18 protein-coding genes and 1 other RNA gene are annotated in these 16036 nt (G+C 59.3%); 2 read left to right on the top strand and 17 right to left on the bottom strand.

The genetic code is table 11. The features are described from left to right. The first annotated feature begins 112 nt into the window (after positions 1–112). Entirely contained in the window at positions 113–1213 is a 1101-nt protein-coding gene (locus tag BMX68_RS25285; RefSeq protein WP_143063224.1) for a hypothetical protein, read from the top strand. Positions 1214–1434: 221 nt separating this feature from the next. Here BMX68_RS25285 and ffs read toward each other — a convergent pair. The 14 genes from ffs to BMX68_RS02700 form a co-directional block, all read right to left on the bottom strand. Next, positions 1435–1531: signal recognition particle sRNA small type (ffs, locus tag BMX68_RS02765), an RNA gene on the bottom strand. Positions 1532–1847: 316 nt separating this feature from the next. Beyond that, entirely contained in the window at positions 1848–2636 is a 789-nt protein-coding gene (locus BMX68_RS02760) for a TatD family hydrolase (RefSeq protein ID WP_017134160.1), read from the bottom strand. A gap of 15 nt (positions 2637–2651) precedes the next feature. Further along, positions 2652–3008: a PilZ domain-containing protein gene (locus tag BMX68_RS02755; protein WP_017134161.1), complete on the bottom strand. Its 357-nt coding sequence runs from the start codon at positions 3006–3008 to the stop codon at positions 2652–2654. A 54-nt stretch (positions 3009–3062) separates the two neighbouring features. Beyond that, entirely contained in the window at positions 3063–4046 is a 984-nt protein-coding gene (locus BMX68_RS02750) for a DNA polymerase III subunit delta' (RefSeq protein ID WP_017134162.1), read from the bottom strand. After that, a complete protein-coding gene (gene tmk / locus BMX68_RS02745) occupies positions 4039–4671 on the bottom strand; it encodes a dTMP kinase (RefSeq protein WP_017134163.1) in 633 nt (210 codons plus the stop codon). Before tmk ends, BMX68_RS02750 begins: the two co-directional genes overlap by 8 nt. A gap of 19 nt (positions 4672–4690) precedes the next feature. Continuing rightward, positions 4691–5878 (bottom strand): endolytic transglycosylase MltG, encoded by a 1188-nt coding sequence (gene mltG, locus BMX68_RS02740; protein WP_026013435.1) that lies wholly within the window; start codon positions 5876–5878, stop codon positions 4691–4693. Position 5879: 1 nt separating this feature from the next. After that, positions 5880–6695, bottom strand: a complete 816-nt coding sequence (pabC, locus tag BMX68_RS02735; protein ID WP_017134165.1) for an aminodeoxychorismate lyase — start codon at positions 6693–6695, stop codon at positions 5880–5882. Then, positions 6695–7939 carry a beta-ketoacyl-ACP synthase II gene (gene fabF, locus BMX68_RS02730; protein ID WP_026013436.1) on the bottom strand — a complete coding sequence of 415 codons (1245 nt, stop codon included), beginning with the start codon at positions 7937–7939 and terminating at the stop codon, positions 6695–6697. The genes pabC and fabF overlap by 1 nt, the downstream gene beginning before the upstream one ends. Positions 7940–8050: 111 nt before the next feature. Continuing rightward, positions 8051–8287: an acyl carrier protein gene (gene acpP, locus BMX68_RS02725; protein WP_017134167.1), complete on the bottom strand. Its 237-nt coding sequence runs from the start codon at positions 8285–8287 to the stop codon at positions 8051–8053. A gap of 195 nt (positions 8288–8482) precedes the next feature. Beyond that, positions 8483–9223, bottom strand: coding sequence for a 3-oxoacyl-ACP reductase FabG (gene fabG, locus BMX68_RS02720; protein ID WP_017134168.1), 741 nt, complete (start codon positions 9221–9223; stop codon positions 8483–8485). Positions 9224–9240: 17 nt separating this feature from the next. Continuing rightward, positions 9241–10179, bottom strand: a complete 939-nt coding sequence (gene fabD / locus BMX68_RS02715; protein ID WP_026013437.1) for an ACP S-malonyltransferase — start codon at positions 10177–10179, stop codon at positions 9241–9243. A 138-nt stretch (positions 10180–10317) separates the two neighbouring features. Further along, positions 10318–11328, bottom strand: coding sequence for a phosphate acyltransferase PlsX (plsX, locus tag BMX68_RS02710; protein ID WP_017134170.1), 1011 nt, complete (start codon positions 11326–11328; stop codon positions 10318–10320). Between the two features lie 3 nt (positions 11329–11331). Continuing rightward, positions 11332–11514, bottom strand: coding sequence for a 50S ribosomal protein L32 (rpmF, locus tag BMX68_RS02705; protein ID WP_017134171.1), 183 nt, complete (start codon positions 11512–11514; stop codon positions 11332–11334). 13 nt (positions 11515–11527) lie between these two features. After that, positions 11528–12055 carry a YceD family protein gene (locus BMX68_RS02700; protein ID WP_017134172.1) on the bottom strand — a complete coding sequence of 176 codons (528 nt, stop codon included), beginning with the start codon at positions 12053–12055 and terminating at the stop codon, positions 11528–11530. 105 nt (positions 12056–12160) lie between these two features. Between BMX68_RS02700 and BMX68_RS02695 the strand changes: the two genes are divergently transcribed. Further along, entirely contained in the window at positions 12161–12739 is a 579-nt protein-coding gene (locus BMX68_RS02695) for a Maf family protein (protein WP_017134173.1), read from the top strand. 64 nt (positions 12740–12803) lie between these two features. On the opposite strand, the gene BMX68_RS02690 is transcribed toward BMX68_RS02695, so the two are convergent. From BMX68_RS02690 to rluC, 3 genes are read right to left on the bottom strand one after another with little or no spacing between them, the layout of a single operon-like run. Continuing rightward, positions 12804–13793, bottom strand: coding sequence for a S49 family peptidase (locus BMX68_RS02690; RefSeq protein ID WP_017134174.1), 990 nt, complete (start codon positions 13791–13793; stop codon positions 12804–12806). A gap of 19 nt (positions 13794–13812) precedes the next feature. Then, a complete protein-coding gene (locus BMX68_RS02685) occupies positions 13813–14475 on the bottom strand; it encodes an HAD-IA family hydrolase (RefSeq protein WP_017134175.1) in 663 nt (220 codons plus the stop codon). Further along, positions 14465–15421 (bottom strand): 23S rRNA pseudouridine(955/2504/2580) synthase RluC, encoded by a 957-nt coding sequence (gene rluC / locus BMX68_RS02680; RefSeq protein ID WP_017134176.1) that lies wholly within the window; start codon positions 15419–15421, stop codon positions 14465–14467. Before rluC ends, BMX68_RS02685 begins: the two co-directional genes overlap by 11 nt. Between the last annotated feature and the right edge of the window lie 615 nt (positions 15422–16036).

Genomic DNA, 16036 nt, shown 5'->3' with positions numbered 1-16036 from the left:
CATCGGATCCGAAACCAGGGATTAGGTCGTCTTCGGCAGGTTCAATCGCCACAGATCCGCATTCCCGGCCAATGGCACTTTTTACCAGTGCAATCGATGCACCGGATGGTTCGTGCTCTGCTCAGAAAACCTATCTTTCGTTCATGACGTCAAAAAATCAGGAAATATAAAGTATATGAGAATAGAGTTTCCGGGCTCTCGCTCAATCCATGTCCCGGTATCTGAACACACGGAAAACGTCGAAAATGGAGACCCCAGCCAAGCCAGCACACCATTGGCAAAACAGCTGATAGGAAACTATTCATCATCGAAAGAATTCGGTGTCCCCCAAGACATCAAAACCTCAGATCGCCCTCGACGCAGCTCTTCGTTGTCAGATACTGATCGCCGGCTGGCGGCTTATGTGTTTGCACGCACGGTCGATAATCGTCTGCCCAACGACATTGAGTTAGGGATGTTAAGAGAGGCTAATGTATCAATAAAAGAGACTCAAAAATTGCTGTCAGAAGGGAGAGGCAATGTCCGGTCGGACTTGGACCGAACACAAAACGATTCGTTTTTCAGATCATTCGCCATGCGATCTACGCTGCAAAAGGTAAGACTATCATCCGCTCAGCGGGCCGCATTGGCCGTACATGCAAGAGCTGGAAATTGCGGTGAACACTCAGATGTCTTAATGCATGTTCATGCCGAAAAGCTCAGCGCCGGTGATCGACTGCATGATGTATACAACTTCATTGAGGATCACGAAGCTGTCATTCTAGAGGGCGCAGGAGAGCGCCCAGACATTCTTCTCGATGTATGGGGCAGTCGTCATCGCACGAGCGCGATGAATGTAATAGACAGCAAATACCATAACGATGCTCGGGATCTCGAAACAATTGGTACGCTTACGCAAAAGACCGGATTAGAGGCATCGTCTGAATTTAAAGGCAGCCTTTCAAACGGGATAAACGAAGCGAAAGGGGTATTCGATGCGGAGCTTAAGCGTGCCCGTGAGCGCGGCACCAAATCAGTCGGTGCACGCGACTCAAACGTTTTCAATGAAGCTTTTGCTGCGCGAGTTAAAGCTAAAGTTGCAGAGAATGACCCCGCGAAAAATTTACATTTTGCATTAAATGCTGCCATCTCCATAGGGGCGAGTTCTAGCTCGGCTAGCAGAGCGGCCCCTGAAATAATTCAAATCGCTTCAGATCTGATTAGGAGTGATTGACCTGAAACAAACTTACTCCCAGTGCCCAATACGTTCACTAGTAGTGGCATGAATTTTTGGCTTGGTGCGAAATGCATCAAGCCGAAGCTGGTGCGATGCCACGCGGCGGAGAGATTGACGTCGATTATGGCGTACCGCCCTGGCACACCTAAAGGTCGCTATACTTCGAGGAGTTTTTTGGAAAATCCTTGTAAAATCAAGGATTAATAAAATGGAGGCAACCCCACCAGCCACACCCCGGCACACAATGTTCCCGCTGTGGCTGCTCCCTTCCGGGCCTGACCAGGTTCACGGGTAATCGTTGCGGGGGGACCGATGAGGTCACCATAACGACGCTCGCCTGGCAGCGAGCCGCGCCATTGTACCTAGATAACGAGAAGTTACAACCGCCAGACACCGATAAAAATTCGATAGAGCTCAAACACTTGTCGGCGTTGTCCCACCACTTCACCGAGCGCTCACACGCTCTGCGGCGCCAGCGTTCGGCAACGCTGTTTCATAGAGGAGACCGCCTTCCTCAATCCCTCAACACCAGGATATCGACGTCGAGCATACAGGATATGAACCCGGCAAAGCTTCAGTTCGAACAGCGAGCCACTCCCCCCAGGACGTACAGCGTTTGACGTAACAGCCGTCAGGCGGCGTGTACGTGGGCCAGCGGGAACAAGCGCTTGAAGTTTTCGGTGGTCTGTTCGGCGAACTGCTCGTAGGACACTCCGCGCAACATCGCCAGGTAATCCGCCACATCGCGCACGTACTGTGGCAGGTTCGGCTTGCCACGGTGGGGAATCGGTGCGAGGTAAGGCGAATCGGTTTCCACCAGCAGCCTATCGGCCGGCACTTGCCGGGCCACATCGCGCAAGGCATCGGCATTGCGGAAGGTCACGATCCCAGACAAGGAGATATAGAATCCAAGGTCCAGGGCCGCACGGGCCATGTCCCAATCCTCGGTAAAGCAATGTAGCACACCGGCCTGGGGCAACCGCGCTTCGCGCAACAGGCTCAGGGTATCGGCGCGGGCACCACGGGTATGGACGATCACCGGTTTGCCGGTCTTCTGCGCCGCCTGCAGGTGCAGACGGAAAGATGCCTGCTGCACTTGCGCCGCTTGTGGCTCGTAGTGATAGTCCAGACCGGTTTCGCCGATTGCCACGACACGCGGATGATCAAGCTCGCGCAGTAACCAGTCGAGGGCCGGCGTCGCGTCAGGCTTGACGTCTAAAGGGTGAACGCCGACCGAACAGTCGACATCGGCATAACGCTCAGCCAGGGCCTTTATATCAGCGGCGTTGTCGGCGCTGACGCCGATGCACAGGAAATGCCCAACGCCGCGCTGGCGCGCCGCCTCGAGGGCGGCATCCAGAGAACCCTGGTGTTCGGCGAGATCAAGGCGGTCGAGGTGGCAATGGGAATCTATAAGCATGGGATAACGTGACAACTACATCGTATGGGTGGGACGGTCGGACTTAAGGGTGCCGGCCAGATGGGTTTCGATCTTGCTGTGGGCAGTGTTGTCGCCGTCGTTGAACTGTACGCCGATACCCGCCGCACGATTGCCCTGGGCTCCCTTGGGAGTGATCCAGATGACCTTGCCGGCGACCGGGATTTTCTCCGGTTCATCCATCAGGTTGAGCAGCATGAACACCTCGTCACCTAACTTGTAGCTCTTGTAGGTGGGGATGAACAGGCCGCCATTCTTGATAAAGGGCATATAGGCCGCGTACAACACCGACTTGTCCTTGATGGTCAACGACAAGATACCGTTGCGCGGCCCTGGGCCTATGGGTTCGTTCATACGGACTCCCGAAATGCAGATAACCCAATTCTAGGCGCTTGCCAGCCTGGACGGCTAGTTTGCAGGCAACGCGGCCCATTGCACCAGCAGGGCTTCGAGCAGCAACACCCGGTTGAGGTTGGCCTTGCTCAGCACCTTTTGGCGCTGGGCGAGGATCCAGTCCTGGATATTCAGGACCTTCTCCTGCGAGGTTTTCTGTGCCAGGTACTGCACCACCTTGCGCATGTCGGGCAGCCCCAGGCCGACTTCATCCTGGGTCAGTTGGTAGCGCAGGATCAAGCTCGACCAGTCACAGAACCAATCGAACAACAGCAACAGCGAAATGGCATTCCACCCCTCGGCCAACTGCGTGGCCGATTGCTGTTGCTTGAGCAGTTTCTTCACCCCCTCCACCACCAGCGCCCGTTGTTCGCGCACGCCCTGGGCCTGCAGGCTGACCGCAGCCAGTGGCGAACCTGCCGCCAGGGTCAGCAGTTCGATACGCTCCGGCTCACTGCAATCAGGCAAGGCTGCGGCCAGCCATTGCAGGCTCATGGCTTCGCCCGGCAGCGGGCAGGCTTGCTGCACGCACCGGCTGCGAATGGTCGGCAGCAGACGACTGGACTGGTGGCTGACCAGCAGCAGCACGGTATCGCCGGACGGTTCTTCGAGGCTCTTGAGCAGAGCGTTGGCGGCGTTGATATTCATCGATTCCACCGGATCGATCAGCACCACCTTGCGCCCGCCCAGTTGCGCAGTCTGGACCACGAAACTGACCAACTCGCGGACCTGGTCGACCTTGATCGCCTTGTCCGCCTCTTCCGGTTCGAGGATGTAGTTGTCCGGGTGACTACCTGCCGCCAGCAACAGGCAGGATTTGCACTGCCCGCAGGCATTGAGGCCTTGCGGACTCTTGCACAGCAGCAGTGCCATCAGACGCTCGGCCAGCGCCCGCTTACCGATCCCCACCGGGCCATGGAGCAGATAGGCATGGGCATGCTGCGTGCGACCGGCCAGTTGCCGCCAGAGATCGTCCTGCCAGGGATAGGCTTCAGCCACGATGCCGCTCCAGGATCTGCGGTAATAGAGTATCCAATGCCTGTTGGACTGCGGCCAGGGGCAAGGCGGCGTCGACCAACCGATAACGCGCCGGGTCGGCTTGGGCGCGCTTGAGGTAGGTGTGGCGCACCGCTTCGAAGAACACCTGACCTTCCTGCTCGAAGCGATCCAGCCGACCACGCGCACTGGCACGGGCCAGGCCGATTTCCACCGGCAGGTCGAAGACCAGGGTGAGGTCCGGACGCAGCTCGCCCTGGACAAAGGTTTCCAGGATGGCAATCCGCTCCTGGGACAAACCACGACCGCCGCCCTGATAGGCATAAGTGGCATCGGTGAAACGGTCGCACAGGACCACCGCACCCCGCGCCAGGGCCGGACGAATCACTTCAGCCAGATGCTGGGCACGGGCGGCGAACACCAGCAACAATTCGGTGTCGGCGCACATGGCTTCATCGCTGGTTGCCAGCAGCAGCTCGCGAACGCGCTCGGCCAGGGGCGTGCCGCCCGGTTCGCGAGTCAGTAGCACATCGATGCCCCGAGCACGCAACTGCTCGGCCAGATAGTCGCGATTGGTGCTTTTGCCCGCGCCTTCCGGGCCTTCCAAGGTAATAAACAAGCCGGTCACAGGCAGTCCTTCATCAGAGTCATTGCACGTCCTTCGCCGTGGGTTCGGCGGGCACCGGCGGTGTATCTGTCGTTGCGCCGGAGGGGTCTGGGCCTGCTGCGGGTTCGCTGGCATCCGGGACCGGCGCAGGCGGCGTGGCAGCCTCGGGGGCCGGACTCGCTGCTGCGCCCGAAGCCGGTGCCGGGCTGGAGCGATAGTCGGCACGACGCTTGAGCTGGAACTCGCGCACCGCGTTGTTATGGGTCTCCAGGTCATCGGAGAAGACATGACTACCATCGCCTCGGGCGACAAAATACAGGCTGCTGCCCGCCACCGGGTTCAGGGCGGCATGAATCGCCTCGCGTCCGACCATGGCGATCGGCGTCGGCGGCAAGCCAGCGTTGAGGTAAGTGTTATAGGGATTGGCTTCGCGCAGGTGGGCGCGGGTCAATTTGCCAGTGTAACGCTCGCCCAGGCCGTAGATCACCGTTGGATCGGTCTGCAGCAACATGCCAATCTGCATCCGCCGCACGAAGACCCCGGCGATCTGGCCGCGCTCCTGGGGGACACCGGTTTCCTTCTCCACCAGCGAAGCCATGATCAGCGCCTGGTACGGATTAGCGTAGGGCGCGTCGGCGGCACGCTTTTGCCACTCCTGGTCCAGTACGCTGTCCAGGCGGTCGTAGGCCTTTTCCAGCAGCTCGACATCGCTCATTCCGCGCACGAAGCGATAGGTGTCGGGGAAAAAGCGACCTTCAGGGAACACGCCGAAGTGGCCCAGCTTGCTCATGACCTCGGCGTCGCTCAGCTCGCTCAGGGTCTGCTGGAGCTTGTCGTTCTTCGCCAGCGCACTGCGTACCTGACGAAAGTTCCAACCCTCGACCAGGGTCAGGCTGTACTGCACCACTTCACCACGCTGCCAGAGGCCCAACAGCGCCCGCACATTCATGCCCGGAGTCAGCCGATACTCGCCACCGTGCAACGGCACCCCGGCCAGGTTGAAGCGCCAGTACAAGCGTAGCCAGAACGCATCACGCAGGGTGCCGTCGGCCTCCATACGGTTGAAGGTCCCGATGGGCGTCGCGCCAGTTGGCACGTCGAGCAATTGTTCCTGTGTCAGGTCGAGGGTCTGCTCCAACGCCGAATGGATCTTCCAGGCCGATCCACCCAGCACCAATCCCGCCAGTACCAGCCCCGTCTGCAGCAGCAGCAAGCATTTACGTCTCAATTCAAACATCCAATAGCGCGCGGGCAATGCCTTGCAGTTTACGGGTGAGAGGACCAACCGACCAGCTCAGGTCGGTAAAAGCCCGAACCGGCCAGACACCGTAGACGCTGTTACAGAGAAAGACCTCATCAGCCTGTCGGAACTGCTCCATGCTGATGTCTGAAATACTCACCGGGATAGCCAATGCACGGGCCTGGTCCAGCAGCTCGGCACGCATGACGCCCGCCACGCCGCAACGGCTCAGGTCAGCGGTGAACAGCACGCCGTCACGCACCAGGAACAGGTTGCTGAAAACCCCTTCGATCACCCGTCCGGCGCCGTCGAGCATCAAGCCTTCGGCATACTCGGCATCTTGCCATTCGCTGCGAGCGATGACCTGCTCGAGTCGGTTGAGGTGCTTGAGGCCGGCCAGCAAGGGTTGTTCGGACAACCGGGTGATACAGGGAAAAAGGCGAATGCCTTCGTTCTGCAGGGCCGCGGGATAGATCGCCGCGGGACTGCCCTGGAGGATACGGCGCGGCACTGCGTCAGCCGCCGTGGCGTAGCCGCGCAGGCTGTCGCCACGGGTAAGGATGAGTTTGAGCACGCCCTCACCCATGGCGGCGCTGTAGACCAGCAACTCGCTGCGAATCAGCGGGTGATTGACCGCCATGCCCAGACGCTGACCACCGTCGACCAGACGCCGCAGATGCCGCTCCAGCAACCGCGCACGTCCGGCCTTCACGGCAATGGTCTCGAACAGACCATCGCCATAGGCCAGGCCACGGTCCTTGAGCGGCAACGAATCAGCCGGTTGACCGTCGACCCAGCTTTGCATCACTCGGCGAACCGGCGGAACACCAGCGAGCCGTTGGTACCGCCAAAACCAAAGGAGTTGGACAGCACCACGTCAATCGGCATACGCCGCGCTTCGTGAGGCACGAAGTCGAGGTCGCAGCCTTCGTCCGGCTCGTCGAGGTTGATGGTCGGCGGCGCCACCTGATCGTTGATCGCCAGCACGCTGAAGATCGCCTCGATCGCCCCGGCGGCACCCAGCAGATGACCGGTCATCGATTTGGTCGAGCTGACCGCCAATTTGTAGGCGTGCTCGCCGAACACCGTCTTGATCGCCTGGGCTTCGGCGAGGTCACCGGCCGCGGTCGAGGTGCCATGGGCGTTGACGTACTGCACCTGCTCGACATTCAACTGCGCATCACGTAGAGCGTTGGCGATGCAACGCGCCGCGCCAGCGCCGTCAGGGGGTGGCGAGGTCATGTGATAAGCATCGCCGCTGGTGCCAAAGCCAATCAGTTCGGCGTAAATGGTGGCACCACGCGCCTTGGCGTGCTCCAACTCTTCCAGGACCAGCGCACCGGCACCGTCGGCCAGCACGAAGCCGTCACGGCCCTTGTCCCACGGACGGCTGGCACGGGCCGGCTCGTCATTGCGGGTGGACAGCGCGCGCGAAGCACCAAACCCCCCCATGCCAAGGCCACAAGCGGCCATTTCGGCACCGCCGGCAATCATCACGTCGGCTTCGCCATAGACAATGTTACGCGCCGCCATGCCGATACAATGGGTACCGGTGGTGCAGGCGGTAGAGATGGCGTAGTTCGGCCCCTGGGCACCCAGATGGATGGACAGGAAGCCAGAAATCATATTGATGATCGAGCCAGGGACGAAGAACGGCGAAATGCGCCGCGGCCCGGAATCATGCAGGATACGGCTGGTTTCCTCGATATTGGTCAGACCGCCAATACCCGAGCCCATGGCCACGCCGATACGCTCACGGTTGGCATCGGTGACTTGCAGGCCGGCGTTACGCACCGCCTGAAAACCGGCGGCCAGACCGTATTGAATGAATAGGTCGAGTTTGCGGGCTTCTTTGACCGACAAATACTCTTCGACAATGAAGCCCTTTACCGAACCGCCAAAACGGGTGGTATAGGCAGAAAGGTCTGTGTGTTCGATCAGACCAATGCCACTGCGGCCAGCCAGAATGCCCTGCCAGGTGCTCGAAACATCCGTACCCAATGGCGACAACATCCCCATACCGGTGACTACGACGCGTCTACGCGACACAGCACTCTCCTTTATCCTGTTGACCACGCTTTGCCTCACGCCTAAAGAAAAAACCGCACGCCACGATGGCAGTGCGGTTTTTCCATGACAGCGGGCAACGATTACAAACTATTACGCCGAATGGGCAGTAACGTAATCGATAGCAGCTTGTACGGTGGTGATTTTTTCAGCTTCTTCATCAGGAATTTCGGTCTCGAATTCCTCTTCCAGAGCCATCACCAGCTCAACGGTGTCAAGGGAGTCGGCACCCAAGTCTTCAACGAAGGAAGCTTTGTTGATCACTTCTTCTTCCTTGACGCCCAGTTGCTCGGCAACGATTTTCTTGACGCGTTCTTCGATGGTGCTCATACCTTGTTTTCACTCCTAATGGAAAAATTCAGGCAGCTGGCCGGTGGGTAAGTGTATAGAAAGGCTTTTCAGCTTTTCAACCGAAAGCTTCGGCCTTTACCCCCTTTTGCCCTCTGCCCATCAATAAGTTGCAGCTTTATAACGGATTTTAGACAGCTGGTATGACTTTTTTTCAAACAAGCCGTCACATTTGAATTACATGTACATCCCGCCGTTCACCGGGATTGTAGCCCCAGTCACGTAAGCTGCCCCGTCCGAAGCCAGAAAAGCGACCACTTGCGCAATCTCCTCGGCCTGACCCAGACGACCCAGCGGAATCTGCGTCAGCAGGGCTTCACGCTGTGCCTCGGGCAATTCGCGAGTCATATCGGTGTCGATGAAGCCTGGAGCAACCGAGTTTACCGTAATCGACCGCGAACCGACTTCACGCGCGAGTGCGCGACTGAAACCTTCGAGGCCGGCCTTGGCTGCCGCGTAGTTTACTTGGCCTGCGTTGCCCATGGCACCCACAACCGAGCCAATATTGATAATTCGCCCCCAACGCGCCTTGGTCATGCCACGCAAAACGCCTTTGGACAGGCGGAACAGACTGTTGAGGTTGGTATCGATCACGTCGTACCACTCATCGTCTTTCATGCGCATCATCAGGTTATCGCGGGTGATACCGGCATTATTGACCAAGATGGCCGGCACACCGAATTGCTCGGTGATGCTGGCCAGGACTGCGGCCACGGACTCGTCGCTGGTGACGTTGAGTTCCAGGCCGGTACCTTGAATACCATTTTCCTTGAGGGTCGCGGCAATGCGCTCGGCACCTGAGGCGGATGTCGCGGTACCAACGACCACGGCCCCCTGGCGACCCAACTCAAGGGCGATGGCTTGGCCGATACCACGGCTGGCGCCGGTGACCAGTGCAACTTTACCTTGCAGACTCATGCAGGCTTCTCCTAATTTCAGGCCAGCGCCGCACACGTGGCGGCGAAGGCATCCGGGGTATTCAGGTTGGACGTGTTGACGCCATCGGCGCAACGCTTGTTCAGGCCGGCCAGGACCTTGCCTGGACCGCACTCAACCAGCTCAGTCGCGCCCTGGGCGGCCAGGTATTGCACCGATTCGACCCAGCGAACCGGCTTATAAAGCTGTTCCAGCAGATCGCGCTTGAGGGTATTCAGATCAGCGGCGACGCTCGCGCTGACATTCTGCACCAACGGAATCCGTGGTGCCTGCCAGTCGATGGCGGCAATCGATTCGGCAAAACGTTCGGCGGCCGGACGCATCAGCTCGCAATGCGATGGCACGCTGACCGGCAGCGGCAACGCGCGCTTGGCACCCTTGGCCTTGCAGGCCTCCATGGCACGTTCGACGGCGGCCTTGGTCCCGGCAATCACCACCTGGCCCGGCGAGTTGAAGTTCACCGCGCTAACCACTTCGCCCTGGGCGCAGTCGGCACAAGCGGCAACCACATCGGCATCTTCCAGACCGAGGATCGCCGCCATGGCACCCTGCCCCGCCGGCACGGCTTGTTGCATCAGTTGACCGCGACGCTCGACCAGACGAACGGCATCGACCAGGCTCAGACTATCGGCGGCGACCAGCGCACTGTATTCACCCAGGCTGTGGCCGGCAACATACGCCGGGCGCTCGCCGCCCTTGGCCAACCACAAGCGCCACAGGGCCACCGAAGCAGTGAGGATCGCCGGCTGGGTCTTGTCGGTTTGATCGAGTCGCTCTTGCGGCCCCTGCTGGGTCAGCGCCCAGAGGTCATAACCCAGGGCCTCGGAGGCCTCAGCGAAGGTTTCCAGGATCAGCGGGTACTGCACGCCCAGCTCGGCCAGCATGCCGAGGGACTGTGAGCCCTGCCCTGGAAAGACGAATGCGAGGGAGGTAGACATGAAACGAGCCCCTAATGATCTTGTCGTCGGAGAGTTGAGGCTCCACCTTGGGAAGGCAAGAAACCCTTGATTGAATGCCTCAGTTGGATGGATCGTTGAACCGAGCGGTCACATTTAAGCATTAGCCAGGCAAAATGCCTAAAGCAACAGATCCTCCAGGCGCCCATGCAAGCGCTCGGGAAGGTTTTCCTGAATCTCGATTGAGGCTCGCCGGATGGCGCTCTGCAAGCCCTGGACACCGGCCGAGCCATGGCTCTTGACGACAATCCCCTGTAAGCCAAGGAAACTCGCGCCATTGTGGCGTGCCGGCGCCAGATCGGCTTGCAGGCGCCTCAGCAACGGCAAAGCCAGGGCACCGACCACCCGCGAGGCCAGATTGGCGCGGAACAACGCTTCGATCCGTGCCGCGATCATGCTCGCCAGGCCTTCGCTGGACTTGAGCAGGATATTGCCGACAAAGCCGTCGCAGACCACCACATCAGCCTCGCCACGATACAACCCGTCCCCCTCGACGAAGCCGATATAGTTGAGCCCGCGAGCCCCCTGCAACAGACTGGCCGCCAGTTTCACCTGCTGATTGCCCTTGATGTCTTCAGTACCGACATTCAGCAAGGCCACCCGCGGCTGCACCACGCCAAGAGCCTCAGCAGCCACCGAGCCCATCACGGCGAACTGAAACAGGTGCTCGGCGTTGCAGTCGACATTCGCCCCGAGGTCGAGCAACTGGCAGTAACCACGCTGGGTTGGAATTGCCGCCACCATCGCTGGCCGATCAATGCCCGGCAACGTCTTGAGCACATGCCGCGACAGCGCCATCAGCGCCCCGGTATTACCAGCACTGACCACCGCCTGGACCTTGCTGTCACACAGCAACTGCAGTGCCACGCGCATCGAGGAATCCGGTTTGCCACGCAACGCCTGGGACGGCCGATCATCCATGGTGATGACCTCCGCCGCCGGAACAATCGTCAGACGCGCGCGATCAACAGCCGGATAGCCAGCAATCAATTCATCCAAAAGAGAGGGTTGACCGACGAGGGTCAGGTGCAGCGAAGGGGTTGCGCACAGGCAGGCAATACTAGCCTGGACAATGCTGCGGGGACCGAAGTCCCCGCCCATTGCGTCGATCGCGATGATCTGAGCGGACAAGATTTACTCGTCAGCGCCCTTGTCGGTCACTTTGCGGCCACGGTACACGCCTTCTGGCGATACGTGGTGACGCAGGTGAACTTCACCGGTGGTCTTTTCCACGGACAGGGTGCTAGCCTCGAGCGCATCGTGGGAGCGACGCATGTCACGGGCAGAGCGGGATTTTTTGTTCTGCTGAACAGCCATAATTGATTAACTCCTAAACGTTTGGGTCACGCTTTAACTGCGCCAATACACTGAACGGGTTGGACCGCGTTACCTCGTCCTCGCTCGGCTCAGGCTCTTGGAGCCCGTCCGGCTGCTGGCATTCTTCCGGATGATGAGCAGGCACGATGGGCAAGGCGAGCAGAAGCTCTTCCTCGATCAACGCCTGCAGATCCAAAGGATCTTCGCCCAGTTCCAGCACGTCATAACCTTTCGGTAACGACTGGGTATTCGCACCCTCCTTCACCACAGCATAACTGCATTCGCTGTGAATAGGCAGGGTGACCAGCTCAAGACAACGCTGACAAACCATCTTGACTTCGGTGTCGATAAAGCTGTGGATAACCACAGACTTACGTTCATCTCGTTCAAAAACGAATTTGGCCTGCACCGTACCGACAGTGTCGGAAAGCGGGTCGCAGAGTCTCTCCAAATCAGCCAGCAACAGCTCACCTTGAAGGGTGGTGCCACGGTCGGCTAATTTGCGCGGGTCAACGTGAGGTGGAATCGGGTCATTCAACATAGGCGCAGCATTATAGGGATGCCCCCGCCCATGTCAAAGGAAATTCAGCCCTGTCCGTCTGCTGCGCCTCTGGATAGAATCATCGGTTATCCTCAGGAGAAGCCCATGCTGCCGTTGTTACTCGCCTCCAGCTCGCTTTATCGCCGGGCATTGCTCGACCGCCTGTGCTTGCCGTTCACCTGCGGCGCGCCCGATATCGACGAACGCCATCAGCCCGGCGAGCCCGCCGAAGCGCTGGTCAGGCGCCTGGCCGAAGAAAAGGCCCGAGCTCTGTCCGCCAGCCACCCACGCCACCTGATCATCGGTTCGGACCAGGTGGCCGTGCTCGATGGACGCATCATCGGCAAGCCTTACACATTTGACAAAGCCCGCGAGCAGTTGTTGGCCGCCAGCGGCGCCAGCGTGACCTTCCTCACCGGCCTGGCGCTGCTCAATAGCCAGAGCGGCCACTGCCAGGTCGACTGCGTGCCGTTTACCGTGCACATGCGCCCACTCGACCCGGCGCGCATCGAGCGTTACCTGCGGGCCGATCAACCTTACGACTGCGCCGGCAGCTTCAAGGCCGAAGGTTTGGGCGTCAGCCTGTTTCAAAGCACCGAAGGCCCCGATGCCACCAGCCTGGTCGGTCTGCCACTGATCAGACTGGTGGATATGCTGCTGGCCGAAGGCGTTGAAATCCCTTAAAGCGGGCACGCAGCGTCTGACAGCCCTGTGGCAAGCGCTCGCCACAGGGCAACCACTACCGGATTTAACGCAGGGTCGGCCCCTGGAAGCCCATCCACATGGCTAACTGCTCAGCCACACTGGCTCCGAGCTTTTTCGAGAAGCGGTCGAAAGCCGATTCACGGACCGTGAAATCCACCAACTCCTTCTCGCCGATCACGTCGCGGGCCACGGAACTGGCGCTCCCCAGGCCATCTATCAGACCCAAGGGCAAGGCCTGCTCGCCGGACCACACCAGTCCGGAGAACAACTCGGGGTGCTCCTTATCTTTGAGACGATCACCGCGCCCCTTCTTCACACTGGCGATGAACTGATTGTGGGTGGTATCCAGCACCCCTTGCCAGAACCGGGTTTCATCGGCTTTCTGCGGCTGAAAGGGATCAAGGAACGATTTGTGCTCGCCCGAAGAGTAGGCACGACGCTCGACACCGAGCTTCTCCATGGTGCCGACAAAGCCATAACCTGCCGCCGTCACACCAATGGAACCGACCAGACTGGCCTTGTCGGCATAGATCTGATCAGCCGCGCTGGCAATGTAGTACGCCCCCGAGGCACCGATATCGGAAATCACCGCATAGACCTTGGTATCCGGATGCTGGCCCCGCAGGCGAAGAATCTCGTCATAGACATAACCCGATTGCACCGGACTGCCACCTGGGCTGTTGATGCACAGGATGATTGCCTTGACCTTGGGATCGTCGAACGCGGTGCGCAGGCTGCCGACGATATTGTCGGCACTGGCCGACTCCTTGTCCGCGATCACTCCGCGCACCTCGATCAAAGCGCTGTAGCGGTCACTCCCAACGGTGCTCTTTTCCATGTCCATCAATGGCGAAAACATCAACAGCGCGACCAGCAGATAGGCAAAGGTCAGCAGCTTGAAGAAAATCCCCCAGCGGCGCGCCCGGCGCTGCTCCTGGACGCCGGCAAGCAGGGTTTTTTCCAGCAACTTCCAGCTTTTATCATCGCCATTGGCGGCACTCGCCTTGGGCGGTTCATTCCATTCATCTGCCATGTGTGCTCACCCAATAGACTCAATCGACCTGACGACACAGCCAGGCCTGCAATTCAGGAAAACCATCGATCGTCAGGCGCGGCTCGAACACTCGCAACTCATCCAACGACAAGGCCCCATAGCCGACCGCAACGCTGTCCATGCCGGCATTGCGTGCCATCTGCAGATCAAACGCCGAATCACCCACCATCAGCGCCTGGGACGCCGACACGCCGCAGTGGGCAAGAATCTCCTCCAGCATCAACGGATGAGGCTTGCTCGCGGTTTCATCGGCGGCGCGGGTGACATCGAAGTAATCCAGCCAGCCATGAGCCTTCAACACCCGATCCAGCCCGCGACGGGCCTTGCCGGTCGCCACGGCCAACCGGTAACCCATGGCACGAAAGGCCTCCATGGACTCCACCACGCCCGGGAACAATGGTGAAGGCACCGCCTCCAGCGCAATATAGCTATCGGCATAATGCTGGCGAAACATGACCAACTCTGCTTCGCAAATACCCGGATATAGGGTACCAATTGCCTCCGGCAAGCCCAGGCCGATAATCCCCTTGACCGCCGGATCATCGCGCTTGGGCCAGCCAGAACGTTCGGCCGCCTCGCCCATCGCCTGAACAATCCGACCAATGGAATCGGCCAGGGTGCCATCCCAATCAAAAATCAGCAGCTTGTAATCAGACCGCACTCAACCGCTCCACCGTCTTAGTCCACATTTCGTCCACCGGCGCCTGCAACTTCAGCTCGCCGCCATCGGGTAACGGCACGTTCAGCATGTAGGCGTGCAGGAACAGGCGCTTGCCACCCAGGTCGCGAATTTCTCTGGAGAACCCCTCATCGCCGTATTTGCTGTCACCGGCGATGCTATGGCCGGCGTGCAGGGTGTGCACGCGAATCTGGTGGGTCCGGCCAGTCACCGGCTTGGCTTCGACCATGGTCGCAAAGTCACCGAAGCGGCGCAGCACCTTGAATACCGTCAATGCCTCCTTGCCTTCTTCGTTGACCTCGACCATGCGCTCGCCGGAACGCAGGTTGCTCTTGAGCAAAGGTGCCCGCACTTGCTTGAGGGCCGTTTCCCAGCGACCGCGGACCAGGGCCATATAGCGCTTGTCCACACCATCGCCGCGCAGTTGCTCATGCAAATGACGCAACATGCTGCGTTTCTTGGCGATCATCAGCAGGCCGGAAGTGTCGCGATCCAGGCGGTGAACCAGTTCCAGTTCCTTGGCATCCGGACGCAACTGGCGAAAGGCTTCGATCACACCGAAATTCAGGCCGCTGCCGCCATGCACGGCAATGCCGGCTGGCTTGTTGATCACGATCAGCGCCTTATCTTCGAATACGATCGAGGCTTCCAGGCGTTGCAACAGGCCCTGGGCCAGCGGCACGGGCTCGTCGCGCTCGGGAACGCGCACAGGAGGCACTCGAACGACATCTCCGGCCTGTAACTTGTATTCGGGCTTGATCCGCCCCTTGTTCACGCGCACTTCGCCTTTACGCAAGATGCGGTAGATCAAGGTCTTGGGCACGCCTTTGAGCCGGGCAAGAAGAAAGTTGTCGATGCGTTGGCCGGCATATTCCGGCGAGACCTCAAGCAGTTGGACGCCTGGGGTCGTGGGGGTCGTCGTCGTCATGCCGGCAATGATAACAATTTTTTATGGAATTGAAGCACTTAATCATTGCTGCTATAGTCGCGAATGCCGCCAAAAGCGGCCGGGCAGAGGAACAACGGCAAACAGCCGAGCCTGACCAACGCAATTCATCAGGACGAGAGGCCGTCCTACGGGGCTTTCGCTACACATGGCAGGTTCGTGATTGTAACGAGCGCAGGTGACATGAGGCCTGAAGCGAGCCGGGAAACTGAGTAATCACTCGTCATCCCGAGCCGATATTCACGGCCAGTTCACAAAGTGCAGTCAATCGCGGGACACGCTCAAGCTAAAGTGCCGGAAACAACGCCTGATTAGCCATGATGCGTGAACTCCTCTTTCGGCGTTCACGGTAAATGCCAACCCGCTGCGGATTCTGCGCGCGGCAGCACCCGAATTATCAGGGATACGTGTAGGGTGGAGATGCACAACCGTCGGACTGTGTAGCATTAGGCTTGTTCAAGACGCTTCATATCGTCCACACCCGCGGTTGATTCCTCCTCCTGACTCAGTTTTGCTTAAGCGGTGCTTATCCCACCACAGCAAGCAGGAAGCGTCAGTCGCGACTTCGCCTGAAGGTCGAAATCTCGCTAGACACGG

Origin of the sequence: Pseudomonas agarici (genome assembly GCF_900109755.1) — a bacterium.
GTDB lineage: Bacteria > Pseudomonadota > Gammaproteobacteria > Pseudomonadales > Pseudomonadaceae > Aquipseudomonas > Aquipseudomonas agarici.
Note: the sequence above shows the minus strand (reverse complement) of the source record. Positions and strands in the feature narration are given on the sequence as shown.

What these genes read in the sequence shown, in the direction of transcription:
- BMX68_RS02760 (WP_017134160.1), bottom strand. Translation starts at nt 2,636, where the DNA reads ATGCTTATAGATTCCCATTGCCACCTCGACCGCCTTGATCTCGCCGAA.
- BMX68_RS02755 (WP_017134161.1), bottom strand. Translation starts at nt 3,008, where the DNA reads ATGAACGAACCCATAGGCCCAGGGCCGCGCAACGGTATCTTGTCGTTG.
- pabC (WP_017134165.1), bottom strand. Translation starts at nt 6,695, where the DNA reads ATGCAAAGCTGGGTCGACGGTCAACCGGCTGATTCGTTGCCGCTCAAG.
- acpP (WP_017134167.1), bottom strand. Translation starts at nt 8,287, where the DNA reads ATGAGCACCATCGAAGAACGCGTCAAGAAAATCGTTGCCGAGCAACTG.
- fabG (WP_017134168.1), bottom strand. Translation starts at nt 9,223, where the DNA reads ATGAGTCTGCAAGGTAAAGTTGCACTGGTCACCGGCGCCAGCCGTGGT.
- fabD (WP_026013437.1), bottom strand. Translation starts at nt 10,179, where the DNA reads ATGTCTACCTCCCTCGCATTCGTCTTTCCAGGGCAGGGCTCACAGTCC.
- rpmF (WP_017134171.1), bottom strand. Translation starts at nt 11,514, where the DNA reads ATGGCTGTTCAGCAGAACAAAAAATCCCGCTCTGCCCGTGACATGCGT.
- BMX68_RS02700 (WP_017134172.1), bottom strand. Translation starts at nt 12,055, where the DNA reads ATGTTGAATGACCCGATTCCACCTCACGTTGACCCGCGCAAATTAGCC.
- BMX68_RS02695 (WP_017134173.1), top strand. Translation starts at nt 12,161, where the DNA reads ATGCTGCCGTTGTTACTCGCCTCCAGCTCGCTTTATCGCCGGGCATTG.
- BMX68_RS02690 (WP_017134174.1), bottom strand. Translation starts at nt 13,793, where the DNA reads ATGGCAGATGAATGGAATGAACCGCCCAAGGCGAGTGCCGCCAATGGC.
- rluC (WP_017134176.1), bottom strand. Translation starts at nt 15,421, where the DNA reads ATGACGACGACGACCCCCACGACCCCAGGCGTCCAACTGCTTGAGGTC.